12 protein-coding genes are annotated in these 13791 nt (G+C 65.7%); 9 read left to right on the top strand and 3 right to left on the bottom strand.

The genetic code is table 11. The features are described 5' to 3' along the window. The first annotated feature begins 1 nt into the window (after nucleotide 1). Genes prsT through dnaE form a run of 7 tightly spaced genes read left to right on the top strand, consistent with a single transcriptional unit; the run spans nucleotide 2 to nucleotide 10884 of the window. Nucleotides 2-2752 (top strand): XrtA/PEP-CTERM system TPR-repeat protein PrsT, encoded by a 2751-nt coding sequence (gene prsT, locus MCIT9_RS11585; protein WP_317705034.1) that lies wholly within the window; start codon nucleotides 2-4, stop codon nucleotides 2750-2752. Nucleotides 2753-2810: 58 nt separating this feature from the next. Then, the gene (gene phoU / locus MCIT9_RS11580) at nucleotides 2811-3524 is read left to right on the top strand and encodes a phosphate signaling complex protein PhoU (protein ID WP_317705033.1); all 714 of its coding nucleotides are present in this window, start codon (nucleotides 2811-2813) and stop codon (nucleotides 3522-3524) included. 25 nt (nucleotides 3525-3549) lie between these two features. Continuing rightward, on the top strand, nucleotides 3550-5829 hold the full coding sequence (gene bamA, locus MCIT9_RS11575) for an outer membrane protein assembly factor BamA (RefSeq protein WP_317705032.1): 2280 nt from the start codon (nucleotides 3550-3552) through the stop codon (nucleotides 5827-5829). Nucleotides 5830-5866: 37 nt separating this feature from the next. After that, nucleotides 5867-6373 carry an OmpH/Skp family outer membrane protein gene (locus MCIT9_RS11570; protein ID WP_317705031.1) on the top strand — a complete coding sequence of 169 codons (507 nt, stop codon included), beginning with the start codon at nucleotides 5867-5869 and terminating at the stop codon, nucleotides 6371-6373. A 23-nt stretch (nucleotides 6374-6396) separates the two neighbouring features. Continuing rightward, nucleotides 6397-6840 (top strand): 3-hydroxyacyl-ACP dehydratase FabZ, encoded by a 444-nt coding sequence (gene fabZ, locus MCIT9_RS11565; RefSeq protein ID WP_317705030.1) that lies wholly within the window; start codon nucleotides 6397-6399, stop codon nucleotides 6838-6840. A 5-nt stretch (nucleotides 6841-6845) separates the two neighbouring features. After that, nucleotides 6846-7412: a ribonuclease HII gene (gene rnhB / locus MCIT9_RS11560; RefSeq protein ID WP_317705029.1), complete on the top strand. Its 567-nt coding sequence runs from the start codon at nucleotides 6846-6848 to the stop codon at nucleotides 7410-7412. A gap of 1 nt (nucleotide 7413) precedes the next feature. Continuing rightward, nucleotides 7414-10884 carry a DNA polymerase III subunit alpha gene (dnaE, locus tag MCIT9_RS11555; RefSeq protein ID WP_317706744.1) on the top strand — a complete coding sequence of 1157 codons (3471 nt, stop codon included), beginning with the start codon at nucleotides 7414-7416 and terminating at the stop codon, nucleotides 10882-10884. On the opposite strand, the gene MCIT9_RS11550 is transcribed toward dnaE, so the two are convergent. After that, nucleotides 10875-11213, bottom strand: a complete 339-nt coding sequence (locus MCIT9_RS11550; RefSeq protein ID WP_317705028.1) for a DUF3135 domain-containing protein — start codon at nucleotides 11211-11213, stop codon at nucleotides 10875-10877. The genes dnaE and MCIT9_RS11550 overlap by 10 nt on opposite strands. A 253-nt stretch (nucleotides 11214-11466) precedes the next feature. Here MCIT9_RS11550 and MCIT9_RS11545 point away from each other — a divergent pair, with 253 nt between their 5' ends. Both MCIT9_RS11545 and MCIT9_RS11540 read left to right on the top strand, forming a co-directional pair. Beyond that, nucleotides 11467-12411, top strand: coding sequence for a ZIP family metal transporter (locus tag MCIT9_RS11545; protein WP_317705027.1), 945 nt, complete (start codon nucleotides 11467-11469; stop codon nucleotides 12409-12411). Continuing rightward, nucleotides 12408-12572 (top strand): TMEM165/GDT1 family protein, encoded by a 165-nt coding sequence (locus MCIT9_RS11540; protein ID WP_317706743.1) that lies wholly within the window; start codon nucleotides 12408-12410, stop codon nucleotides 12570-12572. Before MCIT9_RS11545 ends, MCIT9_RS11540 begins: the two co-directional genes overlap by 4 nt. 59 nt (nucleotides 12573-12631) lie before the next feature. Here the strand turns inward: MCIT9_RS11540 and MCIT9_RS11535 are convergent, their stop codons facing one another. Continuing rightward, nucleotides 12632-13195 carry a hypothetical protein gene (locus MCIT9_RS11535; protein WP_317705026.1) on the bottom strand — a complete coding sequence of 188 codons (564 nt, stop codon included), beginning with the start codon at nucleotides 13193-13195 and terminating at the stop codon, nucleotides 12632-12634. A 14-nt stretch (nucleotides 13196-13209) separates the two neighbouring features. Continuing rightward, nucleotides 13210-13773 (bottom strand): hypothetical protein, encoded by a 564-nt coding sequence (locus MCIT9_RS11530; RefSeq protein ID WP_317705025.1) that lies wholly within the window; start codon nucleotides 13771-13773, stop codon nucleotides 13210-13212. Nucleotides 13774-13791 lie beyond the last annotated feature (18 nt).

The raw sequence follows: 13791 nt of genomic DNA, 5'->3' as shown, positions 1-13791 counted from the left end.
TATGCGCCGTTTGCTTGTCGCCGCCGGTTTTTTCACCGCGATCGCCTGGGCCGGGGAGAACTACCTGCAGGAAGCCCAAACCTACCTGGAACAGGGCAAACTGCGGGCGGCGGTGATTCAGCTCAAGAATCACCTGCGGAAAAATCCTCTGGACGCCGAGGCCCGGCTGTTGCTGGGACAGACCTATCTGCGCCAGGGAGACGCCGCCGGGGCGGTGAAGGAACTGGAGAAGGCCCGTGACGGCGGCCTGGCGCCGGAACGCTGGTTGGAGCCGCTGGGCAGGGCCTATCTGCTGCAGAACCGGCCCCGCAAGGTGCTGGACGGGATCCAGCCGGACCAGGTCGAAGATCCGGTGCTCAAGGCCAAACTCCACGCCCTGCGGGGCGAGGCCCATTTGCAGCGCCGGGAGCTGGAGGCGGCTGGCCGGGATTTCGCCGCGGCCCTGAAGCTGGCGCCGCGGTTGCCGGAAGGGCGTCTGGGGCGGGCCCGGCTGGCCCTGGCGCAGGGCCAGCCGGAACAGGCCCTGAAGGAAGTCGAGCCGTTGCTGCAGGGTGAAGAAACGCCGCCTGCGGCCTACCTGATCGCGATGGAAGCCAAGCGCCAGCTGGGCGACCTGGAAGGCGCCTATGCCGCCGCCACCCAGGCGCTGGAAGCCCAGCCCGGGAACCTGCGGGCGTTGCTGGGGCGGGCTGCGGTGGCGATCGCCCAGGGGCGCACCCAGGAGGCGGCCGCCGATCTGGAGAAGGCTGCCGGGATCGCCGCGGACGCCCCCCTGCTGCATTATCTCCAGGGGTTGCTGGCGTTTCGGGAGGGGCGCCTGGACCAGGCCAAGGAGAATTTGACCCGGGTGATCAACCGGGTGCCTTCCCACCTGCCCAGCAAGCTGCTGCTGGGCATGATCGCCTACCGTCAGAACGAACTGGCGGCGGCGGAGGAATATCTGGAGGCGGTACGGGCCAGGAAGCCGGACCAGGTGGCGGTGGCCAAGGTACTGGGGGCGGTGAAGCTGAAACGCGGCCGTCCCGAGGACGCGGTCGCCCTGCTGGAACCCTACCTCGATCGCCATCCGGACGATCCCCAGCTTCTGGCGTTGCTGGGCAGCGCCTATCTGCAGCAGCGCAAGTTCGACCGCGCCACCGAGCTGCTGGGGCGGGCCGCGGAACTGGCGCCGGATGTCGCCGCCATCCGCACCCAGCTGGCGCTGGGGAAGATCGCCGGCGGCGATCTGGAGGCGGCAGCGGGGGAGCTGGAACAGGCCGTCTCCCTGGAGCCGGAACTGGTCCAGGCCGACGTCATGCTGGTTCTGACGCGCCTGCGCCAGAAGCGCTACGACGAGGCGCTGGCGGTGGCCAGAAAGATGGCGGCGGCAATGCCCGACAACCCGATGCCGGCCAATCTGATCGCCGGGGTGCTGATGGCCAAGGGGGACAAGGCCGGAGCCGAGCGCCAGTGGCGCGAGGCGATCGCGCGTTTCCCCGATTACGTCACCGCGCGGTTGAACCTGGCCCGGCTGAAGGTTGCCCAGGGCAAGCTCGACGAGGCTGAATCCCTTTACCGGACGATCCTTCAGCAGCATCCCAGGCACGTCATGGCCCTGATCGGGCTGGCCCAGATCGCCGAGGCCCGGAAGGATCTCAAAGCGATGCGGGATTACCTGGAAAAGGCGCACGACAGTGACCCGCAGCGGCCGGAGCCGGCGGTGATGCTGGCCCGTTACCACCTGTCCCGGAACCAGGGCCTCGAGGCGGTCGGTGTGTTGCGGCCGGTGCTGGAGAAACACCCCGATCATCCGCTGGCCCTGCTGCTGACCGCCCAGGGACAGCTGGCGGCGGGGCAGGCGGCCAGCGCCGCCGCAACCCTGCGCCGGTTGGTGGCGAAGCGGCCCGACAACGCGATGGCGCTGTACCGGCTCGGAGTCGCCGAACAAAGGAACGGCGCGCCGGAGGCGGCCCTGACGGCCTGGGAACGGGCCCTGCAGCTCAAGCCGGATTTCCTCCCGGCGACGGTGGCCCGGTTACGGCTGCTGCTCGAACAGAAACGCTACGACGAGGCGCTGGCTGCGGCCAAAGAGCTGCAGACCCGTTTCCCGGAGCGGGCCGAGGGGTATTTCTGGGCCGGGCAGGTGGCTCTGGCGCAAAAGGACTATGCAGCGGCCCTGAAAGCCCTGGAAACCGCCCACCGACGCCAGCCCGGCCCGGTGACGGCGCAGCAGCTTTTCTTCCTGAAGCGACAGCTGGGCAAAGCGGATGAAGCCCGCCGGTTCCTGCAGGACTGGCTCGCCAAGCATCCGGACGATACCGGCGCCTGGCTGCGCCTAGCCCTGGCGGAGCAGGCCGACGGCCGGCCGCAGGCGGCCATCGCAGCCTATGAGAAAGTGCTGGCTGCCAGCCCGGAGAACGTGGTGGCGCGCAACAATCTGACCTGGCTGTATCAACAGCTCGGGGATGCCAAAGCGCTGGAAAGCGCCCGCCGCCTGCAGGCGCTCGCCCAGGGGCGGCCGGAGATCCTGGATACGGTGGGCTGGGTCTATCTGCGCCAGGGGCGCGTCGGCGAGGCACTGCCGATCCTGCAGGACGCGGCGGTGAAGGCCCCGCATCTTCCGAACATCCGGCTGCACTGGGCTGAAGCCCTGGCTGCTGCCGGCCGCGCGCACGAGGCGGGACTGGAACTGAAGCGTCTGCTCCAGCGCCATCCCGATTTTCCCGAGCGGAAGCAGGCAGAAGCGCTGCTCAAGCGCTTGAACGCCGATTGAGAATCCCCACCGAACAGCATACAATGGCCTCAATTTGTCCGCGGGCAGGAAAAAACGTATGGCAGGGGAACAGGTGCATCAGCATATCTCCAAGCAGTTCGAACAGGAATTGGAAAATCTGCGCCACCAGGTTCTGGCCATGGGCGGCCTGGTGGAATCCCAGCTGGCCGACGCAGTCAAGTCGCTGTTGGAAAACGACGTGGCCCTGGCCGAGGAGGTGATCGCCAACGATTACAAGGTCAACTCCATGGAGGTGGAGATCGACGAGAAGTGCACCGAGATCCTGGCCCGGCGCCAGCCGGCCGCCCGCGATCTGCGTCTGGTGCTGGCGGTCATCAAGATGATCGCCGATCTCGAACGCATCGGTGACGAGGCCCGCGGCATCGCCCGGCAGTCGCTCGATCTCAGCACCCGCCAGCCGCGCAGGAATCAGCTCAGCGAGCTGGAGCAGCTGGCCCGGCAGGTCCGTTCCATGCTGCATGACGCCCTCGACGCTTTCGCCCGCATGGACGTGGACCTGGCGCTGAAAGTGGTGGAGGAGGACAAGGTCGTCGACCAGGAGTACGAAACCATCGTCCGCCAGCAGATCACCTACATGATGGAGGATGCCCGCAACATCCCCATCGCCCTCGACATCATGTGGTCGGCGCGCTCCCTGGAGCGCATCGGCGACCGCAGCTGCAACATGTGCGAATACCTGATCTATTACGTCAAGGGCAAGGATGTCCGCCACATCAGCCTCGAACAGCTGGAACAGGAAATCCAGCGATAACCCTTCATCCTGTCGCCTTCCCGGTATGAAGCGCCTGCGCACATTCGGCTGGCTGGTCTGGTTTTGGACCGGCAGCCTGCTGGCGTGGGAGCCTTTCGTGGTGGAGGACGTCCACATCCGGGGTCTGCAACGGGTCGCGGCCGGCACCGTCTTCAACTATCTGCCGGTCAAGCCGGGCGAGACCCTTGACGAGCACAAGGCCGCCGCCGCGGTCCGGGCCCTGTTCAAGACCGGTTTCTTCAAGGACGTGCGTCTGGCGCGCGAGGGCAACGTGCTGGTGATCGAGGTGGTGGAGCGGCCTTCCATCGCCGCGATCAAGATCGTCGGCAACCAGGACATCAAGACCAAGGATCTGACCAAGGCGCTGGAAAGCGTCGGCCTGGCCGAGGGGCGGATCTTCAACCGCCGCCTGCTGGAAAAGATCGAAAGCGAGCTCCGGCGCCAGTATTTCAGCCACGGCAAGTACGGCGTCAAGATCAAGACCGAGGTGACCCCGATCACTCACAACCGGGTGGCGATCCTGATCAAGATCGCCGAGGGCAAGGTCGCCAAGATCAAGCGCATCAACATCGTCGGCAACCGCGCCTTCGACGATGAAACCCTGCTCGACCAGTTCGAGCTCGGCACCACCGGCTGGCTGTCCTTCTACACCAAGAACGACCAGTATTCCAAGCAGAAGCTCGCCGCCGATCTGGAGCGCCTGCGCTCCTTCTACATGGACCGCGGCTATCTCAAGTTCGAGATCGAATCCACCCAGGTGGCCATCACCCCGGACAAGCGCGACATCTACATCACCATCAACGTCAAGGAGGGCGACGTCTACCGCCTCGAATCGGTGCGCCTGACCGGCAAGCTGATCGTCCCGCCCCAGGAACTGATCGCGCTGCTCAAGTTGGGGGCGGGGGAAGTGTTTTCCCGCAAGGCGGCGACCGAATCCATCGACGCCATCACCAAACGCCTCGGTGACGAGGGCTACCTGTTCGCCAACGTCAACATGGTGCCGGAAATCGACGAGGCCAAAAAGACCGTCAAGCTGACTTTCTTCGTCGACCCCGGCCGCCGGGTCTACGTGCGCAGGATTCACATCAAGGGCAACGCCCGCACCCAGGACGAGGTGGTGCGGCGGGAAATGCGCCAGATGGAGGCGGCGCTGACCCAGTCCACCAAGATCGAACAGTCCAAGCAGCGCATCCAGCGCCTGGGTTACTTCAAGGAGGTCAACGTCGAAACCCCGCAGGTGCCGGGGGCGGAGGATCTGATCGACCTCAATTTCTCGGTGACCGAACAGCCCTCCGGCAACCTCAGCGCCGGTATCGGCTTCTCCCAGGTGCAGGGGCTGATCTTCAACGCCAGCGTGTCCCAGACCAATTTTCTCGGCACCGGCAAACGGGTCAGCTTCGAGTTCAACAACAGCCGGGTATCGACCATCTACCGGGTCAACCTTTACGATCCCTATTTCACCCTCGACGGCATCGGTGCGGGCTTCAACGTCAGCTACCGCAGCCTCGACGCCAATAACGCCAACATCGCCAATTACACCACCAACACCCTGGCGGCGGGTTTGAGTGGCGGCATTCCCCTGTCCGAATGGGACCATCTGAACGCCAGCATGGACTTCAGCCACACGGAACTGAAGACAAGCGCCAACACCTCCAAAGAGATATTCGATTTCATTGATAAAAATGGCCGGACCTACGGGGTCGTGACCCTGGGGCTGACCTGGGTGCACGACACCCGTGACAAAGCGGTGTTTCCCACCCGCGGGGGGCGCCACTCCCTCTCTCTGCTGGGATCGCTGCCCTTCCTCGATCTGGAATACTATAAAATCCGCGCCCGGGGACGCTATTTCTTCCCCTGGACCCGGGACCTGATCTTCTCCCTGCACGGGGATTTGGCCTACGGCGACGGTTACGGCGGCACCGGCAAACTGCCTTTCTTCGAACACTTCTTCGCCGGTGGGGTAAAATCGGTGCGCGGCTTCCGCCAGAACACCTTGGGTCCCAGGGATTCCAACAACAATCCCTTCGGCGGCAACGTCAAGCTCGTCGGCGGGGCCGAGCTGTTCTTTCCGGTGCCGTTCCTGAGCGAGGAGCTCAGTTCCGCGTTTCGTATGGGGGTGTTTTTCGATGCCGGCAACGTGTTCGAAGACAGTCTGAAACTGGGGGATCTGCGCTATTCCGCGGGCATTTCGGCCCAGTGGCTGTCACCCTTCGGTCCTCTGGAAGTGAGCCTGGCCCAGCCCTTGAACGCCAAAAGCCGGGATGAGGAGCAGGTGTTCCAGTTCTCCTTCGGGGCCGGATTCTGACGATGTGTGAATGTTTCAATTTTTGAGGAGTAAAACGATGCGACGTATCTGGATCGGCGGCTTGGCTGCCCTGTTGCTCAGTGTCAGTTCGTTGGCGTGGGCGGCGGAAATCAAGATCGGCTTCGTCAACGTCGCCCGGGTGCTGCAGCAGGCGCCCCAGGCGGAGGCGGCGAAAAAACGTCTGGAGAAGGAATTCGCCCCGCGCGACAAGCGTCTGGTGGCGATGCAGAAAGAGCTGAAGAAGCTGGAGGAGAAGATGTCCCGCGACGCGGCGGTGATGAGCGATGCCGAGCGCCGCAAGCTGGAGCGGGAAATCCTCGCCAAACAACGGGAGCTCAAGCGCGCCCAGGAGGAATTCCGCGAGGACTTCAACCTGCGCCGCAACGAGGAGCTGGGCAAGCTGCAGCGGCAGGTGTTCGAGGCCATCAAGTCCCTGGCCAAGGAGGAAGGCTACGATCTCCTGCTGACCGACGGGGTCGTCTACGCCAGCGACCGGGTGGACGTGACCGACAAGGTGCAGAAACGCCTGGCGAAGATGAAATAATTCAATCGAGGGAGACCGGGCCTTTGGACATCCACAAGATCATGAGCTACCTGCCCCACCGCTATCCTTTCCTGCTGGTGGACCGGGTCATCGAATGCGAACCGGGCAAGCGCTTGGTAGCGATCAAGAACGTTTCCTACAACGAGCCTTTCTTCCAGGGCCATTTTCCGGGCGAGCCGATCATGCCGGGCGTGCTGATCATGGAGGCGCTGGCCCAGGCCACGGGGCTTCTGGCCTCGGAAAGCGCCCCGGAAGTCCTGGCCGGCAAGAATTTCATCTACTATCTGGTGGGGCTGGACAAGGCCCGTTTCAAGCGCCCGGTGGTGCCGGGGGACCAGCTGCAGCTGCAGGTGGAATACCTGCGCCACAAGCGCAACATCTCGGCCTTCGCCTGCCGCGCCGAGGTGGACGGTGACTTCGTCGCCAGCGCCGAGATTATGTGCGCGGCAGCCGAAGCCGAACACTGACGCCGATGGACTATAGGGCCGGGGTGGACGAAGTCGGGCGCGGCTGTCTGGCGGGGGCGGTGTTCGCCGCTGCCGTGATCCTCGACCCGGCCCGGCCTATCGAGGGGTTGACCGATTCCAAGAAGCTGACGGCCGGGCGGCGCCAGACCCTGGCCCGGGAGATCGAGGCGCGGGCGTTGGCCCGGTGCGTGGCCCGGGCCGAGCCTTCGGAGATCGACCGCCACAACATCCTCCAGGCCAGCCTGCTGGCGATGCGGCGGGCGGTGGCCGGCCTGGCGCTGCAACCGGCTGCAGTCCGGGTGGATGGCCGCCACGCCCCTGATTTGCCCATGCCGGTGGAAACCGTGATCGGCGGAGACGCCAGCGTCCCGGAAATCGCCGCCGCCTCGATTCTGGCCAAGGTGGCCCGCGACCGCGAGATGCAGCTGCTCGACCGTCTGGCGCCCGGTTACGGTATCGCCGCCCACAAAGGCTATCCCACCGCGGCCCATCGCCAGGCGCTGCGGCGCCTCGGGCCGTCCCCCTGGCATCGGCGCTCGTTCCGTCCCGTCAAGGAAGCGCTGCGTGACTGACATGGCCCCGTCCTTCGTCCACCTGCGTCTCCACAGCGAGTACTCCCTCAGCGACGGCCTGGTGCGGATCAACCCCCTGATCGCCCGCTGCCGCGAGCTGGGCATGCCGGCGGTGGCGCTGACCGACCAGGTCAATCTGTTCGCCCTCATCAAGTTCTACCGCGTCGCCGAAGCCGACGGCATCAAGCCCATCGTCGGCGCCGATCTGTGGGTGCGCAATCCCGCCGCCCCCAGTCAGCCCGACCGCCTCACCCTGCTGGTGCAGAACCGCGCCGGCTACCGCAACCTCACCGCCCTGCTGTCGCGGGCCTATCTGGAGGGCCAGCACCTGGGACGGGCAATAGTGGAACGCGACTGGATCCTCGCCAACGCCGAGGGGCTGCTGGCTTTGTCCGGCGGCCGGGAGGGGGACGTGGGCCGCTGGCTGCTGGCGGGCAAGGAAAGGGAGGCCGCCCGGGCACTCGACGGCTGGCTCGTCGCCTTCGGCGACCGCTTCTACCTCGAAATCCAGCGCACCGGCCGCCCGCGGGAGGAGGACTATCTGGAAGCGGCCCTGCATCTGGCCGCCGCCCGCGACGTGGCGGTGGTGGCCACCAACGACGTGCGCTTCCTGACTCCCGAGGACTTCGAGGCCCACGAAGCCCGGGTCTGCATTCACGAGGGTTGGACCCTGGACGACCCCAAGCGCCCGCGCCGTTACAGCGAGCAGCAGTACCTGAAAAGCCCCGAGGAGATGGCCGCGCTGTTCGCCGACCTGCCCGAGGCGGTGGCCAATACCGTAGAAGTGGCCAAGCGCTGCAATCTGGAACTGGAACTGGGCAAGCCCTGCCTGCCCCTGTTTCCGGTGCCGGAAGGCATGACCCTGGATGAATTCTTCGTGGCGGAAAGCCGCCGCGGCCTGGAGCGGCGTTTCGAGTCCGGCGCGCTTCCCAGGGACCGGGCCGACGCCTACTGGCAGCGGCTGCAGACCGAGATCGACGTCATCGTCCAGATGGGGTTCCCCGGTTACTTTCTCATCGTCGCCGACTTCATCCAGTGGGCCAAGGCCAACGGCATTCCGGTAGGGCCGGGGCGCGGTTCCGGCGCCGGTTCCCTGGTGGCCTACGCCCTCGGGATCACCGATCTGGATCCGCTGGAATTCGATCTCCTGTTCGAACGCTTCCTCAACCCCGAGCGCGTTTCCATGCCCGACTTCGACGTGGACTTCTGCATGGAGCGCCGCGACCGGGTGATCGAGTACGTGGCGCAGAAATACGGCCGCGACAAGGTGTCCCAGATCATCACCTTCGGCACCATGGCCGCCAAGGCGGTGGTGCGCGACGTCGGCCGGGTGCTGGGGCATTCCTACGGTTTCGTGGACCGTATCGCCAAGCTGATTCCCTTCGAGCTGGGCATGACCCTCGACAAGGCCCTGGCGGAAAGCGAGGAGCTGCGCCAGGCCTACGAACAGGACGAGGAAATCCGCGCCCTCATCGACCTGGCCAAATCCCTGGAAGGGGTGGCGCGCAACGCCGGCAAGCACGCCGGCGGGGTGGTGATTGCCCCCTCCCAGCTTATCGACTTCACCCCGCTGTACCGCGAAGAGGGCGAGGAAGGGGTGGTCACCCAGTTCGACAAGGACGACGTGGAAGCCGCGGGACTGGTCAAGTTCGACTTCCTGGGGCTGCGCACCCTCACCATCATCGATTGGGCGGTGGAGACCGTCAACCGCCAGCGCGCCGCCCGGGGCGAGCCCCCCATCGACATCAGCAGTATTCCCCGCGACGATTCCGAAACCTTCGCGCTGCTGAAGAGCTGCCGCACTACCGCGGTGTTCCAGCTGGAATCGCGCGGCATGAAGGATCTGATCCGGCGGCTGCAGCCGGACTGTTTCGAGGACATCATCGCCCTGGTGGCGCTGTTCCGTCCCGGTCCGTTGCAGTCGGGGATGGTGGACGACTACATCAACGTCAAGCACGGCCGCGCCAAGGCCAACTATCCCCATCCGGCCCTGGAGCCGATCCTCAAGCCCACCAACGGCGTGATCCTGTACCAGGAACAGGTGATGCAGATCGCCCGCGACCTGGCCGGCTACACCCTGGGCGGCGCCGACCTGCTGCGCCGCGCCATGGGCAAGAAGAAACCGGAGGAAATGGCCAAGCAGCGCGCCATCTTCGTCGAGGGCGCCACCGGGCGCGGCGTGGCCCAGGAAACCGCCGAGTACATCTTCGACCTGATGGAGAAGTTCGCCGGCTACGGTTTCAACAAGTCCCATTCGGCCGCCTACGCCTGGGTGTCGTACCAGACCGCCTGGCTCAAGGCCCATTACCCGGCGGCCTTCATGGCGGCGGTGCTGTCTTCGGACATGGACAACACCGACAAGCTGGTGGGCTTCGTGGAGGAATGCCGCCAGCTGGGATTGACCCTGCTGCCGCCGGACGTCAACCATTCCGACTATCGCTTCAGCGTCCGGGACGACGGTGCCATCCGCTACGGCCTCGGGGCGGTCAAGGGCGTGGGGCAGGCGGCCATCGAGGACATCCTCGCCGCCCGCAGGCAGGGCGGCCCCTTCAAGGACCTGTACGATTTCTGCCGCCGCATCGATCTGCGCAAGGCCAACCGCCGGGTGCTGGAGGCCCTGATCCGCGCCGGGGCCCTAGATCATCTCGGCGACCACCGCGCCCAGCTGCTGGAAGATCTGGGGGCCGCCCTGCAGGCGGCCGAGCAGTACCACCGCAGCGCCGCCCTGGGGCAGAACGACCTGTTCGGCCTCGGCGGGGAGGCGGAGGATATTCCGGTACCCTCGGCCACCACGCCGGTGCCACCCTGGCCGCTGCGCCGGCAGCTGAGCGAGGAGAAGACGGTCCTCGGCTTTTACCTCAGCGGCCATCCCTTGGATGAATACCGCGAGGAGCTGGCCCACTTCGTCACCGCGCCCTTGGGCCGGCTTGGGGAGCGCTGCAACCAGTCCGGCGCCGCCAGTGCCGAGGCGGTGGTCGCCGGGCTGGTGGCCGAGATCCGCACCCGTCAGAACAAGCAGGGCAAGCGGATGGCTTTCCTCACCCTAGAGGACGGGCAGGGGCGGCTGGAGGCGGCGGTCTTCAGCGAGGTGCTGGAAGGGTGCCAGGAATTGCTGGCCAAGGACGCCATCCTGGTGGTCAAGGGCGAGCTCGGCCGCGACGATTACAGCGGTCAGCTGCGGCTGGTGGCCGAACAGCTCTGGACCGTGGCCGACGCCCGGGCCCATTTCGCCAAGGGATTGTGGCTGCGCTGGCCTGAGGATGCAGACCCCCGCGAGCAGGTCGCCCGCCTGGCCGCGGTGCTGGAGAAGCATAAGGGCGGCCGCTGCCCCCTGTTCATCGACTACGCCAATGCCGAGGCCCGGGCCTGTCTGCGTCTCGGGCAGGCCTGGCAGGTCAATCCGAGCGACGCGCTGCTCCAGGAACTGCGCCGGTTCTGGGGAGCGGAGGCGGTGGCGCTGCGTTACCGCTGAGGCCGCAGGGGGATCACCCGGGCGGTTTTCCGTGTTGTGGAGGGGGCGCCGTTCAGCAGGGTTTCAAGGGCCTGTTGCTGACGGGCGAGGCTGTCGAACATCCATCGATACAAGTGGACGCAGGCCCCCAGCGGATTCCCGTGACGCCGGATCTCCCGGTCGATGCGCCACTGCAGGCGGCGCAGGCGTTCCTGCTCCTCTGAGGGGCGGGCGGCGATGTGGGCCTCGATCAGCTGGCGGCGGCGGGCTTCGAAACCCTCCGGGTCGGTCCGGGCCAGCCGCATCCATGCATCGAAGTCGAAATCCTGATCTTGGGGTCGCGGTTGCATGTTTCCCTTCCTGTCGTGGTTTTCCTGCAGGTGGTGGATGCGACTTCCGTTCCGTCGCATGAATTTCCAAAACAGATCAAAGGCTTGCCGCCCCGGTCCGGCGTCGTGGAGCGGGCGTTCGGGCGGCGTGGTAAAAAATCCTGACAACGGCAGTATGCGGATTTGCGTCCGCCGATTCCATGGATTCGATCCCAAATCCCACATCGGGTATGCTTTTTGCAAAATCCAAAGCCGAATCAACGAGGAGGAGACGATGAACTGGACAGCGCTGCAGCAGCGGTGGGCGCATCACCTGGAAACCTGGCGGCACGGGTTGGAATCCCGGCCGTGGTACCGCCGGGTCCGATCCTGGCCTCTTGCCGGGCAGATCGCCGCTGCCGCCGGCGCGTTCGCGCTCAGCCAAATCGTGGTCTTCGGGCTGCTCTACCTCGTCTTCGGGACCACCGTGGTGGTGGGATTCTTCGCCAGTTTCCTCGCCGGGCTGGCCACAGTGCTGGGGGCACTGCCGGCGGTGCTGTTCCGGGAAATCTCCTTCCGCACCGTCAACTTCATGATGGGCATGGCGGCGGGCATCATGCTGTCGGCGACCGCCTATTCCCTGGTGGAGCCGGGGGTGGAATTCGGCAACGAACTGTGGCCCGGCAAGGGAGTTTACATCGTCATCGTCGGCATGTTGCTGGGGGCCTGGTTTCTGGACTGGGCCGACCGCACCCTTCCCCACGAACTGTTCGCCGCGGACCGGGAAACCGGTGCGACCCTGCGGCGGGTATGGCTGTTCGTCGCCGCCATCACCCTACACAATTTCCCCGAGGGCCTGTCGGTGGGGGTCAGCTTCGGCAGCGGCGACTGGAGCAACGGCACCCTGTTGGCCATCGCCATCGGCGCCCAGAACATTCCCGAGGGACTGGCGGTGGTCCTGCCGCTGCTCACCATCGGTTACAAGCCGTGGAAGGCGGTGGCGATCGCCTTGGTTTCCGGCCTGGTGGAGCCGGTCGGCGGTTTTCTGGGCGTGACCCTGGTGACCGTGTTCCACACCCTGCTGCCTCTGGCGATGGGATTCGCCGCCGGGGCCATGCTCTACGTCATCGCCTACGAAATCATTCCCGCAATGCACGCCAAGGAACGTTCCTCCATCGCTACCTTCGGTGTGCTGATCGGTTTCGCGGTGATGACGGTGCTGGAAAGCACCCTGGGCTGAGGTTTCGTGGAATCGGACCGGCTGCGGCGACTGCGTTCGCGCTGGTGTTCCTGGCTGAATTCGGCGACAAGACCCAGCTCGCCGTCGCCGGTCTCAGCCTCACCTCGCCGCCCCAGGCGGTGTGGGTCGGGGTCACCGCTGCAGCGGGATTGTCTTCCTGATCCTGGCGGCGCTGGTCCTGCTGCACACCCAGCCCTGGGCGCTGTGGCTGGGAGGCGTTTCAGGCCTCGATCTGACCCGGTTCCGGCTTGCCGGTTTCCTGGATGAAGATCACCCCCAGAAGGATGTCGGCCACGATCCCCAGCAGCGAGCCCAGCCCCACCAGGACCACCGAGGCGTAGCTGATCCCCATGGCGGCGATCGCCACCGTATAGGGTCTCAGCATCTTGATGGTTTCGGGTGGCAGGTTCCACAGCCGCCACGCCAGCCCCAGCCAGGCCAGGCCGGAGACGATCCCCATCAGCCGCATGACCCAGAGGAACTGGCCATAGCCGATGCCAGCCAGGGGCAGCAGCACCAGGACGATGCCGACCAGCTGCAGGCCGATGAGCACCAGGATGGGCAGATCCGCGTCGGTGAACTGATAGCGGTCGTTGAGCAGGCGCTTGAAGGTGGTCATCAGGAACACGAACAGCACGAAGTTGACCAGGGCCAGGAGCGCCGCGGTCAGCAGCGGGCCGGTGGTGGCCTGGGTGATCTCCCGGGTAAAGGCCACGAAGAAGCGGCTGGTCACGGCATGGATGAAGGCGAGAATGGCGGCGAGCATGAGACGGTCGTGTTTCATGGAAATTCCTCCTCTCAGGTTGCGGACGGATCGGCAGTGCGGCTGCCGGCGCGGACGAAGATGACTGCCAGCAGGATGTCGGCCACGGCGCCGAAGATGACCCCGACGCCGGCCAGCTTCAGGGAAGCGATCCCCAGGCCAGCCACGGTCAGCAGGCCCGCGTAGAGCTTGCGCAGGCCGAACAGCGGATCGTCCAATCGCAGCAGCAGTTGCAGGGCGAAGCCGCTCAGCAGCAGCCCGAAGGCCACCGATACCAGCTTGAGCGCGAAGGTGTCGGCCAGCCCGGGGGCGAACAGGCCGCCCAGAGTCAGCACCGCGGCGAGACCGTTGAGGCCGATGAGGCCGGCGATGAACAGGTCGCCGCCGTGGAAGCGGCAGCGCTCGGCGAGCAGGCGCCGGAAGGTGGTGAAAATGTAGGCGAACAGCAGAAAGCTGATGAGCGTCAGCATCGCGGTGATCAGCTTGGGACCGAAACCGGCCTGGGGCGCCAGGCGCGACACCAGCGAAGCCAGCAGCAGGGTGAGGGTGGCGCGCACCAAAGCCAGGATCGCGGCCAGGGTGAGACGGTCGTTTTCCATGGGCAACCTCCGGATCTT

Source organism: Methylomarinovum caldicuralii (assembly GCF_033126985.1).
Taxonomy (GTDB): domain Bacteria; phylum Pseudomonadota; class Gammaproteobacteria; order Methylococcales; family Methylothermaceae; genus Methylohalobius; species Methylohalobius caldicuralii.
Note: the sequence above shows the minus strand (reverse complement) of the source record. Positions and strands in the feature narration are given on the sequence as shown.

Bases quoted from the DNA above. Each gene is read 5' to 3' on its own strand.
- prsT (WP_317705034.1), top strand. From the start codon at position 2: ATGCGCCGTTTGCTTGTCGCCGCCGGTTTTTTCACCGCGATCGCCTGG.
- phoU (WP_317705033.1), top strand. From the start codon at position 2,811: ATGGCAGGGGAACAGGTGCATCAGCATATCTCCAAGCAGTTCGAACAG.
- bamA (WP_317705032.1), top strand. From the start codon at position 3,550: ATGAAGCGCCTGCGCACATTCGGCTGGCTGGTCTGGTTTTGGACCGGC.
- MCIT9_RS11570 (WP_317705031.1), top strand. From the start codon at position 5,867: ATGCGACGTATCTGGATCGGCGGCTTGGCTGCCCTGTTGCTCAGTGTC.
- rnhB (WP_317705029.1), top strand. From the start codon at position 6,846: ATGGACTATAGGGCCGGGGTGGACGAAGTCGGGCGCGGCTGTCTGGCG.
- dnaE (WP_317706744.1), top strand. From the start codon at position 7,414: ATGGCCCCGTCCTTCGTCCACCTGCGTCTCCACAGCGAGTACTCCCTC.
- MCIT9_RS11550 (WP_317705028.1), bottom strand. From the start codon at position 11,213: ATGCAACCGCGACCCCAAGATCAGGATTTCGACTTCGATGCATGGATG.
- MCIT9_RS11545 (WP_317705027.1), top strand. From the start codon at position 11,467: ATGAACTGGACAGCGCTGCAGCAGCGGTGGGCGCATCACCTGGAAACC.
- MCIT9_RS11535 (WP_317705026.1), bottom strand. From the start codon at position 13,195: ATGAAACACGACCGTCTCATGCTCGCCGCCATTCTCGCCTTCATCCAT.
- MCIT9_RS11530 (WP_317705025.1), bottom strand. From the start codon at position 13,773: ATGGAAAACGACCGTCTCACCCTGGCCGCGATCCTGGCTTTGGTGCGC.